Annotated in this window: 15 protein-coding genes; 12 read left to right on the top strand and 3 right to left on the bottom strand. The window is 56.2% G+C overall.

The window, feature by feature from the left end; genetic code table 11:
- Positions 1–11: 11 nt before the first annotated feature.
- The 5 genes from oppA (at position 12) to oppF (ending at position 5,578) form a co-directional block, all read left to right on the top strand.
- Positions 12–1,643: an oligopeptide ABC transporter substrate-binding protein OppA gene (gene oppA / locus GKQ23_RS13350; protein WP_212408495.1), complete on the top strand. Its 1,632-nt coding sequence runs from the start codon at positions 12–14 to the stop codon at positions 1,641–1,643.
- A gap of 83 nt (positions 1,644–1,726) precedes the next feature.
- Entirely contained in the window at positions 1,727–2,647 is a 921-nt protein-coding gene (oppB, locus tag GKQ23_RS13345; RefSeq protein ID WP_056242173.1) for an oligopeptide ABC transporter permease OppB, read from the top strand.
- 14 nt (positions 2,648–2,661) lie between these two features.
- Positions 2,662–3,570, top strand: coding sequence for an oligopeptide ABC transporter permease OppC (gene oppC, locus GKQ23_RS13340; protein ID WP_101505737.1), 909 nt, complete (start codon positions 2,662–2,664; stop codon positions 3,568–3,570).
- 11 nt (positions 3,571–3,581) lie between these two features.
- A complete protein-coding gene (locus GKQ23_RS13335; RefSeq protein ID WP_056242180.1) occupies positions 3,582–4,580 on the top strand; it encodes an ABC transporter ATP-binding protein in 999 nt (332 codons plus the stop codon).
- On the top strand, positions 4,577–5,578 hold the full coding sequence (oppF, locus tag GKQ23_RS13330) for a murein tripeptide/oligopeptide ABC transporter ATP binding protein OppF (RefSeq protein ID WP_056242183.1): 1,002 nt from the start codon (positions 4,577–4,579) through the stop codon (positions 5,576–5,578). The genes GKQ23_RS13335 and oppF overlap by 4 nt, the downstream gene beginning before the upstream one ends.
- 182 nt (positions 5,579–5,760) lie before the next feature.
- Here oppF and GKQ23_RS13325 read toward each other — a convergent pair whose 3' ends face one another.
- Both GKQ23_RS13325 and cls read right to left on the bottom strand, forming a co-directional pair.
- Positions 5,761–6,084: an HI1450 family dsDNA-mimic protein gene (locus GKQ23_RS13325; protein ID WP_056242186.1), complete on the bottom strand. Its 324-nt coding sequence runs from the start codon at positions 6,082–6,084 to the stop codon at positions 5,761–5,763.
- 45 nt (positions 6,085–6,129) lie between these two features.
- Complete coding sequence (gene cls, locus GKQ23_RS13320; RefSeq protein WP_056242190.1) at positions 6,130–7,590, bottom strand: cardiolipin synthase; 1,461 nt, start codon at positions 7,588–7,590, stop codon at positions 6,130–6,132.
- 172 nt (positions 7,591–7,762) lie between these two features.
- Between cls and GKQ23_RS13315 the strand changes: the two genes are divergently transcribed.
- On the top strand, positions 7,763–7,936 hold the full coding sequence (locus tag GKQ23_RS13315) for a YciY family protein (RefSeq protein WP_146005466.1): 174 nt from the start codon (positions 7,763–7,765) through the stop codon (positions 7,934–7,936).
- An 80-nt stretch (positions 7,937–8,016) separates the two neighbouring features.
- Here the strand turns inward: GKQ23_RS13315 and GKQ23_RS13310 are convergent, their stop codons facing one another.
- Positions 8,017–8,313 carry a YciI family protein gene (locus tag GKQ23_RS13310; protein ID WP_212408494.1) on the bottom strand — a complete coding sequence of 99 codons (297 nt, stop codon included), beginning with the start codon at positions 8,311–8,313 and terminating at the stop codon, positions 8,017–8,019.
- A gap of 198 nt (positions 8,314–8,511) precedes the next feature.
- On the opposite strand from GKQ23_RS13310, the gene tonB reads away from it, so the two are divergent.
- The 6 genes from tonB to GKQ23_RS13280 all read left to right on the top strand — a co-directional run bounded on the left by tonB (position 8,512) and on the right by GKQ23_RS13280 (position 14,776).
- The gene (gene tonB / locus GKQ23_RS13305) at positions 8,512–9,252 is read left to right on the top strand and encodes a TonB system transport protein TonB (RefSeq protein WP_212408493.1); all 741 of its coding nucleotides are present in this window, start codon (positions 8,512–8,514) and stop codon (positions 9,250–9,252) included.
- A 1,279-nt stretch (positions 9,253–10,531) separates the two neighbouring features.
- Entirely contained in the window at positions 10,532–11,536 is a 1,005-nt protein-coding gene (locus GKQ23_RS13300) for an ImpA family type VI secretion system protein (protein WP_212408492.1), read from the top strand.
- An 18-nt stretch (positions 11,537–11,554) separates the two neighbouring features.
- Complete coding sequence (tssB, locus tag GKQ23_RS13295) at positions 11,555–12,118, top strand: type VI secretion system contractile sheath small subunit (protein ID WP_212408491.1); 564 nt, start codon at positions 11,555–11,557, stop codon at positions 12,116–12,118.
- On the top strand, positions 12,115–13,638 hold the full coding sequence (gene tssC, locus GKQ23_RS13290; RefSeq protein ID WP_082502405.1) for a type VI secretion system contractile sheath large subunit: 1,524 nt from the start codon (positions 12,115–12,117) through the stop codon (positions 13,636–13,638). Before tssB ends, tssC begins: the two co-directional genes overlap by 4 nt.
- Before the next feature lie 125 nt (positions 13,639–13,763).
- Entirely contained in the window at positions 13,764–14,282 is a 519-nt protein-coding gene (locus GKQ23_RS13285; RefSeq protein ID WP_056242405.1) for a type VI secretion system tube protein Hcp, read from the top strand.
- A gap of 50 nt (positions 14,283–14,332) precedes the next feature.
- Positions 14,333–14,776 carry a type VI secretion system baseplate subunit TssE gene (locus tag GKQ23_RS13280; RefSeq protein ID WP_212408490.1) on the top strand — a complete coding sequence of 148 codons (444 nt, stop codon included), beginning with the start codon at positions 14,333–14,335 and terminating at the stop codon, positions 14,774–14,776.
- The last annotated feature ends 2 nt before the right edge of the window (positions 14,777–14,778 follow it).

Genomic DNA, 14,778 nt, shown 5'->3' with positions numbered 1-14,778 from the left:
GGAGTAGGACAATGATCAACATCACGAAAAAAAGTCTGATTGCGGCAGGCATCCTTACCGCGCTGGCGGGCACGGCGGTGCAGGCGGCGGTCGTACCGGCAGGAGTACAGCTGGCGGAAAAGCAGGAGCTGGTCAGGGGTAACGGCGCCGAAATCCAGTCGATGGATCCGCATAAAATTGAGGGCGTGCCGGAGTCAAACGTCAGCCGCGACGTGCTGGAAGGGCTGGTGATTACCGACGAAAGCGGCAAGCTGGCACCGGGCGTTGCGGAAAGCTGGGAGAGCAAAGAGGGCGGCAAGGTGTGGATTTTCCACCTGCGCAACACCGCCAAATGGTCAAACGGCGAGCCGGTGACCGCGAAAGACTTTGTCTACAGCTGGCGACGACTGGCCGACCCGAAAACCGCCTCGCCTTACGCCAGCTACCTGCAGTACGGCCACCTGCTGAACGTCGATCAGATCATTGACGGTAAAGCCGCGCCGGATACGCTGGGCGTAAAAGCGCTGGACGACCATACGCTGGAAGTGACGCTGAGCGAAGCGGTGCCGTACTTCGACAAGCTGGTGATCCACCCGCCAATGTCACCGCTGTATCAGCCGGTGATCGACAAGTTCGGTGAGAAGTGGACCCAGCCGGCCAACTTCGTCGGCAACGGCGCGTTTAAACCAAAAGAGTGGGTGGTGAATGAGCGCATCGTACTGGAGCGCAACCCGCAGTACTGGGACAATGCGCACACGGTGCTGAACAAGGTCACCTTCCTGCCGATCCCGTCTGAAGTTACCGACACCAACCGCTACCGCAGCGGCAGCAGCGACATGACCTACAACTACCTGCCCATTGAGCTGTACCAGAAGGTGAAAAAAGAGATCCCGCAGGAGATCCGCGCCGAGCCTTACCTCTGCACCTACTACTATGAGATCAACAACCAGAAGCCACCGTTTAACGACGTGCGCGTGCGTACCGCGCTGAAGCTGGGCCTGGATCGCGACATCATGGTCAAGAAGGTCAAAGCGCAGGATGAAGATCCGGCCTGGAGCTTCACCCCGCCGTACATCGACGACATCAAGCTGCAGGCGCCGGAGTGGACCACCTGGACCCAGGAAAAACGCAACGAGGAGGCGAAAAAGCTGCTGGCCGAAGCGGGTTATACGGCGGATAAACCGCTGACCTTCGACCTGCTGTACAACACCTCCGATCTGCATAAAAAGCTGGCGATCGCCGCCGCCTCGATCTGGAAAAAGAACCTTGGGGTCAACGTTAAGCTGCAGAACCAGGAGTGGAAAACCTTCCTCGATACCCGCCATCAGGGCAACTTTGACGTCGCGCGTGCCGCCTGGTGTGCCGACTACAACGAACCGAGCACCTTCCTGAACATCATGCAGTCGGACAGCAGCAGTAACACCTCGCACTATAAGAGCGCGGAGTTTGACAAAACGCTGGCCGAAGCGCTGACGGTGGCGGACGAAGGCAAGCGTGCTGAAGTCTATGCCCGCGCTGAGAAAATTCTTGATAACGACTCTGCGATTGCCCCGGTCTATTACTACAAAAACATCCGCCTGGTGAAACCGTACGTCGGTGGCTACACCGGTAAAGATCCGCTGGATAATATCCGCGACAAGAATCTGTACATCATTAAACATTAAGAAGCGCGGGTAACCGGGTTGCCCCTTTTAAGCAATGTCGCCGCAGCGCCTGTGCGCTGCGGCATCAGCCAGCAGGTACGGCAATGTTAAAATTTATTCTACGACGCTTCCTTGAAGCGATCCCGACGCTGTTTATTCTGATCACCATCTCGTTCTTTATGATGCGGCTGGCACCCGGCAGTCCGTTTACCGGCGAGCGGGTGCTCAGCCCGGAGGTGATGGCCAATATCGAGGCCAAATACCACCTCAACGATCCGATGTGGAAGCAGTACCTCAGCTACCTCGGCCAGCTGGCCCACGGCGACTTTGGCCCGTCGTTTAAGTACAAAGACTATTCGGTCAACGATCTGCTCGCCACCTCGTTCCCGGTTTCCGCTAAGCTCGGCGCGGCCGCCTTCCTGTTTGCGCTGGTGATCGGCGTAACCGCCGGCACCATTGCGGCGCTGAAGCAGAACACCCGCTGGGACTACGCGGTAATGGGAGTGGCCATGACCGGCATCGTCATCCCCGGCTTTGTGGTGGCGCCGCTGCTGGTGCTGCTGTTCTCGATCACCCTCAAGTGGCTGCCCGGCGGCGGCTGGAACGGCGGGGCGCTGAAATATATGATCCTGCCGATGGTGGCGCTGTCGCTGGCCTATATTGCCAGCATCGCCCGTATCACCCGCGGGTCGATGATTGAGGTGCTGCACTCCAACTTTATCCGCACCGCGCGCGCCAAGGGGCTGCCGATGCGCCGCATCATCCTGCGCCACGCGCTGAAGCCGGCGCTGCTGCCGGTGCTCTCCTATCTCGGCCCGGCCTTTGTCGGCATCATTACCGGCTCGATGGTGATTGAAACCATCTACGGCCTGCCGGGCATCGGCCAGCTGTTCGTTAACGGCGCGCTGAACCGGGACTATTCGCTGGTACTCAGCCTGACCATCCTGGTCGGGGGGCTGACTATCCTGTTTAACGCGATTGTTGACGTGCTGTACGCCGTGATCGATCCGAAAATCCGTTACTGAGCAGGGGGCGGATAATGATTTTAAGTAAAAAAAACAGCCAGACCATGGAGAACTTCAGCGAAAAGCTGGAGGTGGAAGGGCGCAGCCTGTGGCAGGACGCCCGCCGGCGCTTTATGCACAACCGCGCGGCGATCGCCAGCCTGGTCCTGCTGCTGCTGATTGCGCTGTTCGTGGTGCTGGCCCCGCTGCTGTCGCCGTTCACCTACGATGATACCGACTGGGCGATGATGTCGGCCGCGCCGGATCTCAGCAGCGGCCACTACTTCGGCACCGACTCCTCGGGGCGCGACCTGCTGGTGCGGGTGGCGATCGGCGGACGCATCTCGCTGATGGTCGGCCTCGCCGCCGCGCTGGTGGCGGTGGTGGTCGGCACCCTGTACGGCACGCTGGCGGGCTACCTTGGCGGTAAAACCGACGCGGTGATGATGCGCCTGCTGGAGATCCTCAACTCCTTCCCGTTTATGTTCTTTGTGATCCTGCTGGTGACGCTGTTTGGTCAGAACATCCTGCTGATCTTTATCGCCATCGGCATGGTGTCGTGGCTGGATATGGCGCGTATCGTGCGCGGCCAGACGCTGAGCCTGAAGCGCAAAGAGTTTATCGAAGCGGCCGAAGTCGGCGGCGTCTCCACCTTTGCCATCGTGATGCGCCACATCGTGCCTAACGTGCTTGGCGTGGTGGTGGTCTACGCCTCGCTGCTGGTGCCGGGGATGATCCTGTTTGAATCCTTCCTCAGCTTCCTCGGCCTTGGCACCCAGGAGCCGCTGAGCAGCTGGGGCGCGCTGCTCAGCGACGGGGCGAACTCCATGGAGGTCTCGCCGTGGCTGCTGCTCTGGCCTGCCGGCTTCCTGGTGGTGACATTGTTCTGTTTCAACTTTATCGGCGATGGCCTGCGTGATGCCCTCGACCCGAAAGATCGTTAAGGAAAGTGCTGATGAACAACACAGAAACGACGGCGGCTGAACCCCGCCTGCTGGAAGTCAGCGACCTGCGCGTTACCTTCCGCACCCCGGACGGTGACGTCACCGCCGTTAACGACCTGAACTTCAGCCTCAGCGCCGGTGAGACGCTGGGCATCGTCGGCGAGTCCGGCTCCGGGAAATCGCAGACCGCCTTTGCGCTGATGGGGCTGCTGGCCGCCAACGGCGTCACCGGCGGCTCGGCGCGCTTTAACGGCCAGCAGATCCTCAACCTGCCGGAAAAGCAGCTGAATACACTGCGCGCGCAGCAGATGGCGATGATCTTCCAGGACCCGATGACCTCGCTGAACCCCTATATGCGCGTCGGCGAACAGCTGATGGAAGTACTGAAGCTGCACAACGGCCTCAGCAGCGCGCAGGCGTTTGAAGAGTCGGTACGCATGCTCGATGCGGTGAAGATGCCGGAGGCGCGCAAGCGCATGCGCATGTTCCCGCACGAATTCTCCGGCGGCATGCGCCAGCGCGTGATGATCGCCATGGCGCTGCTGTGCCGGCCAAAGCTGCTGATCGCCGATGAACCGACCACCGCGCTGGACGTCACCGTCCAGGCGCAGATTATGACCCTGCTGAACGAACTGAAGCGTGAGTTCAACACCGCGATTATTATGATCACCCACGATCTGGGGGTGGTGGCCGGGATCTGCGATCGGGTGCTGGTAATGTACGCCGGGCGCACCATGGAGTACGGCAGCGCGCGCGACGTGTTCTATCAGCCGTCGCACCCTTACTCGATCGGCCTGCTTAACGCGGTGCCGCGGCTGGACGCCGACGAAAACGACACGCTGGTGACTATTCCCGGCAACCCGCCCAACCTGCTGCGCCTGCCGAAAGGCTGTCCGTTCCAGCCGCGCTGCGCCCACGCCACCGAGCGCTGTGCCGACACGCCGCCGCTCAGCCCGTTTGGTCAGGGCCGCCTGCGCGCCTGCTTTAAATCACCGGAGGCACTGGTATGACGCTGCCTGCTGAGAAGAAGGTGCTGCTGGAGATCGCCGATCTGAAGGTGCACTTTGAGATAAAAGACGGGCGCCAGTGGTTCTGGCAGCCGCCGAAAACGCTTAAGGCGGTCGACGGCGTCAGCCTGCGGCTGTACGAGGGCGAAACCCTCGGCGTGGTCGGCGAGTCCGGCTGCGGCAAGTCGACGCTGGCCCGGGCGATCATCGGGCTGGTGAAGGCGACCGAAGGGCGGGTGGCCTGGCTGGGGCGCGATCTGCTGGGGCAGAGCGCGGAGCAGTGGCGCGAGGCGCGCAGCGATATCCAGATGATTTTCCAGGATCCGCTGGCTTCGCTCAACCCGCGCATGACCATCGGCGACATTATCGCCGAGCCGCTGCGCACCTACCACCCGGAGCTGACCCGGGCGCAGGTGACGGAGAAGGTGCGCACCATGATGCAGAAGGTCGGCCTGCTGCCCAACCTCGTCAACCGCTACCCGCACGAGTTCTCCGGCGGCCAGTGCCAGCGCATCGGTATCGCCCGCGCGCTGATCCTTGAGCCGAAGCTGATTATCTGCGATGAACCGGTCTCGGCGCTCGACGTATCGATCCAGGCGCAGGTGGTTAACCTGCTGCAAAAGCTGCAGCGCGAGATGGGCCTGTCGCTGATCTTTATCGCCCACGATCTGGCGGTGGTGAAGCATATCTCCGACCGCGTGCTGGTGATGTACCTTGGCCACGCGGTGGAGCTCGGCACCTACAGCGAGGTGTACCAGAACCCGCAGCACCCTTATACCCGGGCGCTGATGTCGGCGGTGCCGGTGCCGGATCCGGATCGGGAGCGGAATAAAACCCTGCAGCTGCTGGAGGGGGAGCTGCCTTCGCCGATCAACCCGCCGTCCGGCTGCGTGTTCCGCACCCGCTGCCCGGTGGCCGGGCCGGAGTGCGCCATCACCCGGCCGCTGCTGGAGGGCAGCTTCCGCCACGCGGTCTCCTGCCTGAAGGTCGATCCGTTGTAATACCGCGCCAGGCGGGGGGTGGCGTCTGTCACCACCCGCTTCAACGGGCATCTCTTTTCCTGCGCGACAGGCAATAAAAAACGGCTACCGTTGACCGGTAGCCGTTTTTAATCGTCTGGCAGAGAGGAGCAGACCGCCGGTTACACCCTGCAGACAGCCTGCCTCACTGCGCTGGCAGCGGCTTACTCACGCCACAGAATATGGCACAGCTTGTGATCTTTCTCGCGGCACAGCAGCACGCGGGCAAACACGTCGGTGATCGGCTCACCGTCTGCCTCACCCAGCCCAATCACCACCTCGGCGAAGAAGTCCGGGTTCAGATCGAAATCAACGTGCTCGGCCCAGTCTTCGGCCGGGTCAAACAGCTCCGCGCCGCCGCGCTCCTCAAACTGCAGGTTGAACAGAATCACATCGGCCGGATCGAGGTTATCGACGGCCAGCTCAAGAAAAATATCGTAAGCCTGTTCCAGCGTTTCATCTTCGGTAAGGCGGTTGTTTAAATCCATAACATTTCCTGTAAGCCCGCGGGCTGGTGAACAACTTCGCCCGTTTTACAGCAAAGGGCTGAAGAAGTAAAACAGACGTTCGACGATGCGCTGCCACCAGGCGCGGCGGTTCCAGCGGCTGGCGTCCAGCAGCCGTGAGCGGGCGATATAATCCGCCTGTACGCAGGCCAGATCGGTACCGAAACCGTCATCGTCCACCACCAGCGTCACCTCAAAGTTCAGCCACAGGCTGCGCATATCGAGGTTAACGGTGCCGACCAGACTGAGCTGACCGTCGACCAGCACGCTTTTGGTGTGCAGCAGGCCGCCCTCGAACTGGTAGATTTTCACCCCCGCCTCCAGCAGTTCGGCGAAGAAGGCGCGGCTGGCCCAGCCGACCAGCAGCGAATCGTTGTGGCGCGGCACGATAATGCTCACCTCAACGCCGCGCCAGGCGGCGGTGCAGATGGCGTGCAGCAGGTCATCGCTGGGAACGAAATAGGGGGTGGTCATAATCAGCTGTTCGCGCGCCGAATAGATGGCGGTCAGCAGCGCCTGGTGGATCATATCCTCCGGGAAGCCCGGCCCGGAGGCGATGGTCTGGGTGGTATGGCCGCTTTCGGCTTCAAACGGCATCATATTGGCGTCCGGCGGCGGCGGCAGGATGCGCTTGCCGGTTTCAATCTCCCAGTCGCAGGCGTAGATAATGCCCATGGTGGTGGTCACCGGGCCTTCCATCCGCGCCATCAGATCCACCCACTGGCCGACGCCCGCGTCCTGTTTAAAGAAGCGCGGGTCGACCATATTCATACTGCCGGTGTAGGAGATGGCGTTGTCGATCAGCACCATCTTACGGTGCTGGCGCAGGTCCATACGGCGCAGGAACACGCGCAGCAGGCTGACCTTCAGCGCTTCCACCACGTCGACGCCGGCGTTACGCATCATCGCCGCCCACGGGCTGCGGAAAAAGGCCACGCTGCCGGCCGAGTCCAGCATCAGACGGCAGTGCACGCCGCGCCGGGCGGCGGCCATCAGCGCTTCGGCCACCTCATCCGCCAGCCCGCCCGGATTCCAGATGTAAAACACCATCTCGATATTGTGCCGCGCCAGCCGGATATCGCGGATCAGCGCCTGAAGCGTCTCATCGGTGCTGGTCAGCAGCTGCAGCTGGTTGCCCTTAACCCCGCCAATGCCCTGGCGGTGTTCACACAGCTGAAACAGCGGGCGCGCCACGTCGCTGTTACCCTCGGCAAAAATCGCCCGGGTGGACTTCAGCTCGTTGAGCCAGCGGGCGGTAAACGGCCACATGGTACGGGCACGTTCGGCCCGGCGCTTGCCGAGGTGCAGCTCGCCGAACGACAGATAGGCGATAATGCCGACCAGCGGCAGAATGTAGATCACCAGCAGCCAGGCCATCGCCGAGGTCACGGCGCGGCGTTTCATCAGGATGCGCAGCGTCACGCTGGCGATCAGCAGCCAGTATCCGAAAACCAGTAGCCAGCTCATCACGGTGTAAAAAGTGGTCATTAAGTGGAAATCCTGTTCGCGCCCGGGTGCTCAGAGTTTACGTGCAGATGACAGCGCAGGGAACCTTTTCGAAAGTATTCACCGATTTAACAGGTCTGATTGGGTACGGCGGAAAAAAAGGCTATACTCGCGCCGCAGGTTTTGCCGGTCCACAAATCCGAGAGAGGGTGTCATGAGGAAGAGCAGGAATGAAGTCGCGCGCTGGCGCATGATGCGGCAGGTGCACCGCCGCCGGTCGCGCTGGTTAGAAGGGCAGTCCCGCCGCTATGGCCGTATGCACTCCTTCCGCCACCAGGTGGCCCAGCAGCAGCGCCGTTCTATCCTGTTTATTACCCAGATCCCCTGAGCGTGAGTGACCGGGCGACAGACGCGCCCGGTTGACCCGATGGGTGAGCGTGGGCGGCAAAGCCGACCGCGCGCCACGGGTCAGAACACCCGTTTGTATGGCTTCACCGCCACCTGCCGGTAAACACCCGCCGCGACATACGGGTCGTCCTGCGCCCAGGATTGCGCCTCTTCCAGCGAGGTGAACTCGGCGATCACCGTTGAGCCGCTAAAGCCTGCGGCACCGGGGTCGTTGCTGTCTACCGCCGGCATCGGACCGGCGATAATCAGGCGTCCTTCATCGCGCAGCAGCTGCAGCCGGGCCAGGTGTGCAGGGCGCACCGCCAGCCGTTTTTCCAGTGAATCAGCATGATCTTCAGCGTATATTACGTAGAGCACCTTCGAACCCCTGTCGGAATAAATAGTTGCGCCACGTTAAGTGATCACCAGCGTTTGTGCAAACGAAAGATAAACGGAGGGAATCTGACCCGCCGATCGGCGATTTAAGGGCTTATTGTCAATTGGATGCTGCTGGTTGTTGAAATTGATTGCTATTTGCATTTAAACTCACCCCTTCACATTTTGACCATAAAGACTATGACGACGCTGACAACCCCACTACCAGGCCGCTCACCCCTCTCGTTGCTGGTTTCCGTTGTACTGCACGGTACGGTGATCGGTGCGCTGCTTTACGCCTCGTACCACCAGACGACTGAGATGCCGAAACCGGCACAGCCCATCAGCGTGTCGATGGTCGCGCCGGAAGTGCAGCCGGAAGTGCAGCCTGCGCCGCCAGAGCCGGTGATCGAACCTGAGCCGGAACCTGAGCCAGAAATCGTTCCCGAGCCGCCAAAAGCCGAGCCGGTTCCGATTCCGATCCCCGAGCCGAAGCCCAAACCGAAGCCGAAGCCGAAACCGAAACCGAAGAAGGTGGAAGAGAAGCCGAAGCCGCAGGTGAAGCCGCGTGAAACGCGTCCGCCAGCCCCGGTTGAAAAGCAGGTCACCGAAGCACCAAAAGCGTCTACCGCGCCGACAACCAACCCGGCGCCGCCGTCGAATACCGTCTCAACCGGTACGCGGGCGATTAGCCAGGGCAACCCTGATTATCCGTCGCGGGCGCTGGCGCTGCGCGTGGAGGGTGCGGTCAGGGTGATGTTCGACGTCAACGCCAGCGGGCAGGTAGAGAACGTGCGTATTGTCTCCGCCGAACCGCGCAATATGTTTGAGCGTGAGGTGAAATCAGCGATGCGTAAGTGGCGTTACGAACCCGGCAGGCCGGGGAACGATCTGAAAATGACCATCAAGTTCAGGATCAACGGCACCACCAGCCTGGAATAAACGGCCGGAGTCAATCAACAGGGCGCAGCCCCTGCGGACGGGTAAACACCCCCCACCTGGCGGTGGAGGGGCTGTTTACCCGTCTTTTTCTTTATTTTGTGCTTAGTGCGCTGCAACCTGCTGTAAATTGCCCGACGATACCTGCCGGCCCTGCAGTTTCATCCCATTCCACCCTGTTCTGTGGCTGTTCAACCCACCCGTTTCCGCAAAAAAAACTGACCTGTTAAACGCTAAGCTGACGGTAAATGACGCTGTTTTCAGTCGCTCAGGGGCATCCTGCTGAAGGCCGTAAACCATTAGCACCTTCTGACGGCAACCCATACCAGGAGGTTATATGTCGTTAATTGTAATCGGGAGTGCGGAACTCAAAGCACTGGGTGCCTTCCCGCTCAGCTTTGACGTGGAAGAGCGGGTGTCCGGCAACGCGTAATACCGGCTGGATGTCCAGTGCCGCAGTGCGTCGATAGATTTTGACGTGCTGCTCGGTAATAAGATGACGAGACGCAACAGCGAGCGTCATGGTCGCTTTGCCTGACGAACGCAGCAGCGCCGACCTGTTGAATTCCCTTTTCCCCCTCTTTCTGACTCATGCTCGGGCACGCCGGGTATGAGCATTTCTGCGCAGGTAACAGTTTTTTCAGTTAATACTCTATCCACGTGAAGGGTGAGGGTACGTGGCGAATGATTCATTTTACTTATGAATTCAGCAAAGCTGAGGGATTTTGTCGGACGGGAATTAACGCTTATCGTAAAACATCCGGTCACCGGAAGAGCATCTCTCCTGAAGTTAAAAAAAGCTCATGGAAAATATATTGTTTAAAAACATGATGTTATACTCACTGCCGTTCTGTATTTATCACATTAACGCCCGATAAAAATCATTTTTTCAATGATTTCAACATGTCCAAAATTTTTATACTGCATTTGCAAAAAAAAGATTTCACTGCTGCAATTGTAGCCAGAAAATGAGGATTCATTTTTTTTAATGATTTTAACTTACGGAAAAACCTTATTTTTAGTTAACAAATATTATGATTATAATCATATTTGATTAAAAAATGTTTTTATCGAAGTAATTATACGATTTTAACAGGTGGTTTTTTAGTAAAAACGATGACATGAAAAAACTTAAATGAACCGTTAATAATGCTTATTGCTTTTGACGATCGATATCAATTTATTGATAGCTGAAATCTATAATTGAGTGCTGATTAATTCTCACAAACAATTGGATGTTAATTAATTCTGTTTGATAAGGTGATTTATACAAGGACGAGCTATGCATGCCCCTGTGACAGAAAAAGTACTGCTAATCCACGCTGAGGGTAGAATTATGGATGATTGCGCTTCTTCTTACGGACCGAATGAAGATATCAAGTTTGACCCACTCTATGTTGATGTTGAATTATCTCTGGCTAAATTCGATGAAATCGACGATCCTCTGGGCTATACGCTTCCGGAAGAAAAGTTTGACTGGTATAAAATCAGAGATAACTGCAGTCACTTAATATCAAAAAATTTTGACCTGCGGGTTGAACTCTGGTTACTTCGTGCGGAGTTGAATCTGCGCGGTGGGATCGTACTCTTTGAGAGTATAAAAAAAATAGAACATTATCTTCTTGACCTGTCAATAACGGAAGTCGCTGAGGATAAGACGCTGTTACTCAATGGTGATGGAGCCGCAGCGCTGAGCTGGATTTCATCAGTACCGTGCCTGAGCCTGATAAAAAAGAGTCAGTTAATCCCTGGGGGAGGATTATCTTATGATGATATTTTTTCACGCGGACTCTCATCCGACAGTACGGAATTGAGTTATTCACAAATTGTATCCGCTGTTTCTCAGGTAAATGAAGTCTACCATCAGGCCGGACTGCCGGCGTTATCAGAGCAGCTGCTGCTGATTCATGGTTCGCTGAAAAACATAGAGTTTTTGGTCAATAAGGATAACGAAGGATATCAACTGGATTGTCGGTTGCTGCTGGAATGGATTGATGTCCTGCGGAATAAAATAGCTCATATCACTGCAAGTAGTGATGACGACGCGGTTTTATTGGAAAGTCAGAGTTTGCCAGCACTCACGCCAGACGGTTTTTCGAGTCGTCAGGATGTGATTATCATGCTGGATAAAGTTATCGACTATTTTGAACGGTGTGAGCCGGGTCATCCGGCACCGGTGCTGATTCGGCGGTCGCAAAAAATGATCGGTATGGATTTTTTAGCGATCGTTGAAGATATGCTGCCGGACTCACTGTCGACGTTACAGCAGTTTATTGGTAATAAATAAAATACCGAGGAGAGGCTGATGGCCAGGGATACTGATTCACAAAAGTTTATCGGCAAGAACAATGCACCCCGCGTTCAGATTGAGTATGACGTTGAGCTTTATGGTTCGCAAAAGAAGATCGAGCTACCTTTTGTCACCGGTATCATGTCCGATCTTTCCGGTAATCGTAAAACCGATCTGCCTGCTATTGAAAAACGTAAATTTCTGACCTTCGATCAGGATAATTTTAATGACCGCATGCGGGCAATAAAACCCCATTTGCAATTCTACGTGGAAAATACGCTGAGTGAGGGCGATGACCTGATCGATATCGATCTGGAATTCGAATCCATGGAGGACTTTTCTCCCGCAGAACTGGCACGGCGCATTCCACAGATGGCGGCACTGCTGCAGGCCCGTGAACATTTTTCCCAGCTGATCACCTATATGGACGGGAAAGCCAGCGCGGAAGAGGTGGTAAAAAATCTGTTAGAACGTCCCGATTTTCTTAACGATCTGATCGTAAAAGGCGCGGATATCTTCAGTGAGGGCGAAGGCGAGCCGGATCCAGGCAGTAGGACAGAGGAAGGGGAAGGGCAATGACAGAGACTAATCCGCTGGCTGAACATCTCAGTCACGATCGGCGTGAATATGATGAACCCGTAGACGTCGGCGATGAGCTGGACGCGCTGTTGAAAAAGAGCTTTCGCCCACGCACGCAGGAAGCATCGCTGGCGGTACGCAGTGCGATCGGCACCCTGTCGGACTACGTGAGCCGAAGCCAGGTCAGGGTCAGCAAAGACGTGATTTTCACCCTCGAGCGTTTGATTGCTGAAATCGACGAGAAGCTGTCACAGCAGATGAACCTGATCATTCATCAGCCGGCTTTTCAAAAACTGGAGGCGGCATGGCGCGGTCTTAGCTATCTTGTTGATAATACGAATGTTAATGAAACACAGAAAATCCGTGTTCTTAATATTACTCAGCAGGAACTCATGAGCACGCTCAGCCGCTACCGGGGTACGGCCTGGGATCAGAGCCCGATTTTCAAACAGATCTATGAAAATGAGTATGGGCAGTTTGGCGGTGAACCCTTTGGCTGTCTGGTGGGCGATTACCCGTTCGATCACAGCCCGATTGGCGTGTCGCTGCTGAGTGAAATTGCCAAAATTGCCGCCGCTGCGCACTGCCCGTTTATTGCTGCGGCGTCACCGGCGCTGCTGCAGATGAACAAATGGGCCGAACTGGGCAACCCGCGGGATATTGGCAAGATTTTTACCACGCCGGAATATGCGGCATGGCGACGATTGCGGGAAAGCAACGACGCGCGCTATCTGGTGCTGACGCTGCCCCGCTTCCTGGCCCGCCAGCCTTACGGGGCCAAAACCAATCCGGTAGAGGCGTTTTCTTTTGAAGAAGTGGTTCGCCCCGAGCAGAGTGACGATTTCTGCTGGGCCAACTCGGCCTATGCCATGGCGCTGAACATCAACCGGGCCTTCCATGAATATGGCTGGTGCTCAAGAATTCGCGGCATCGAATCCGGCGGCGCGGTGGAAGAGCTACCGGCGTATGCCTTTCCCTCGGAGGAGGGCGGTTATGAACTGACGTGTCCCACCGAAGTCGCTATTTCTGACCGGCGGGAACAGGAGCTGTCGGATGCGGGATTTCTGCCGCTGGTTTACCGTAAACACTCTGACTTTGCCGCTTTCATTGGTTCATGCACGCTGCATGCGCCCAGGCGCTATGAAAATGATGATGCGACGGCGAATGCGAAGTTATCATCGCGATTGCCCTATATTTTTGCCACCTGCCGTTTTGCCCACTATCTGAAATGTATTGTCAGGGACAAAATAGGATCATTTCGCTCTCGCGATGATATGCAGTTGTGGCTGAATGACTGGCTGATGAATTATGTTGACGGCGATCCTACAGTATCTACCGAAACTACCAAAGCTCGCCGCCCTCTCGCCGCAGCGGAAGTCAGCGTGGAAGAGGTGGCTGACGATCCGGGATATTATCGTGCGCATTTTTATTTGCGCCCCCATTACCAGTTAGAAGGCATGACCGTTTCATTACGGTTAGTGTCCAGACTTCCCTCTGCCAACATGGATGGGAAAAGATGAAAATGAATCAGAGTGATGAAAGCCGGATAGTGCGTTAAAGCACAAAATCCTGGCGTTCTGCACTGTGCATTTTTATCCGGATATCTGCCGGTACAAACCGGCGTAACGCAATCAAGGAGATTAAGATGGCAGCGTTAGTTGATTATTTTTTAAAAATAGATGGCGTTGATGGTGAATCGCCTGATGAACATTATCGTGGCTGGATCCAGCTTGATGCCTGGCAGTGGTCAGAAGAGAATGCCGGCCGCTGGGGAATGGGCAGCGGCGGTGGAGCAGGAAAAGTTGAAATGAAAGATTTTGAATTTCGCATGATCAATAACAAATCCTCCCCCAAACTCTTTCTGATGTGTGCAACGGGGGCGCATATTGAAAAAGCCCGGCTGGTCTGCCGTAAATCCGGTCAGGGTCAGCAGGACTTCCTCACGGTGGTGTTCAGCAACTGCCTGGTGTCGTCCTATAAAACCGTGGGTAATATGCCTATTGATCCTATGTATATTCACAAGGTCGATACGGTTTTGCCAACCGATCTGATCAGGCTTAATTTTGCCAGGATAGAGATTGAATATAAGGAGCAGAATAATGACGGAAGTATGGGGGCCGTTATCCAGTCCGGCTATGATCTTAAGCGGAATATAAAAATCTAATCCGCTCCCTGGCTGCCCGTTTACGGGTGGCCAGGATAAAGGAAAATACAATGATAATATCACGGCCTGCGTTATTCGATAAGCTCAGCACGCTACCTGTGGCCATGAATATGGCGGGGTGGCGGGAAATATTGCTGCGTGATATTGAAAGACTGCTGAATGATGCCACGCGCAGCGGCACGTTATCGTTAGAACATTACTCATTCTGCGCAGGCTCGGTGATCAATTACGGACTGCCTTCGCTGAGTAAACAGATCCCGATCAGTGAAAATGTATCGGCGTTGGCCAGACACATACATCGCATCCTGGTGACGTTCGAGCCGCGTCTTGATCCGGTGAGAATTACCGTGAAGCCGGTATTTGAAACGCGACAAACGCTGGCACTGGCGATCTTATTTGATATCAGCGGCGTTCTGGCCGTTCCACAAGACGCCACGGTCATCAATTTACGCATTGCGCTGGATTACTCATGTGGTGCCATTCAGGTTATTTGAGG

This window comes from Erwinia sp. E602, assembly GCF_018141005.1.
Classification (GTDB): Bacteria; Pseudomonadota; Gammaproteobacteria; order Enterobacterales; family Enterobacteriaceae; genus Erwinia.
This window is presented reverse-complemented; position numbering and strand designations above follow the sequence as displayed.

Bases quoted from the DNA above. Each gene is read 5' to 3' on its own strand.
- oppA (WP_212408495.1), top strand. From the start codon at position 12: ATGATCAACATCACGAAAAAAAGTCTGATTGCGGCAGGCATCCTTACC.
- oppB (WP_056242173.1), top strand. From the start codon at position 1,727: ATGTTAAAATTTATTCTACGACGCTTCCTTGAAGCGATCCCGACGCTG.
- oppC (WP_101505737.1), top strand. From the start codon at position 2,662: ATGATTTTAAGTAAAAAAAACAGCCAGACCATGGAGAACTTCAGCGAA.
- GKQ23_RS13335 (WP_056242180.1), top strand. From the start codon at position 3,582: ATGAACAACACAGAAACGACGGCGGCTGAACCCCGCCTGCTGGAAGTC.
- oppF (WP_056242183.1), top strand. From the start codon at position 4,577: ATGACGCTGCCTGCTGAGAAGAAGGTGCTGCTGGAGATCGCCGATCTG.
- GKQ23_RS13325 (WP_056242186.1), bottom strand. From the start codon at position 6,084: ATGGATTTAAACAACCGCCTTACCGAAGATGAAACGCTGGAACAGGCT.
- cls (WP_056242190.1), bottom strand. From the start codon at position 7,590: ATGACCACTTTTTACACCGTGATGAGCTGGCTACTGGTTTTCGGATAC.
- GKQ23_RS13315 (WP_146005466.1), top strand. From the start codon at position 7,763: ATGAGGAAGAGCAGGAATGAAGTCGCGCGCTGGCGCATGATGCGGCAG.
- tonB (WP_212408493.1), top strand. From the start codon at position 8,512: ATGACGACGCTGACAACCCCACTACCAGGCCGCTCACCCCTCTCGTTG.
- GKQ23_RS13300 (WP_212408492.1), top strand. From the start codon at position 10,532: ATGCATGCCCCTGTGACAGAAAAAGTACTGCTAATCCACGCTGAGGGT.
- tssB (WP_212408491.1), top strand. From the start codon at position 11,555: ATGGCCAGGGATACTGATTCACAAAAGTTTATCGGCAAGAACAATGCA.
- tssC (WP_082502405.1), top strand. From the start codon at position 12,115: ATGACAGAGACTAATCCGCTGGCTGAACATCTCAGTCACGATCGGCGT.
- GKQ23_RS13285 (WP_056242405.1), top strand. From the start codon at position 13,764: ATGGCAGCGTTAGTTGATTATTTTTTAAAAATAGATGGCGTTGATGGT.
- GKQ23_RS13280 (WP_212408490.1), top strand. From the start codon at position 14,333: ATGATAATATCACGGCCTGCGTTATTCGATAAGCTCAGCACGCTACCT.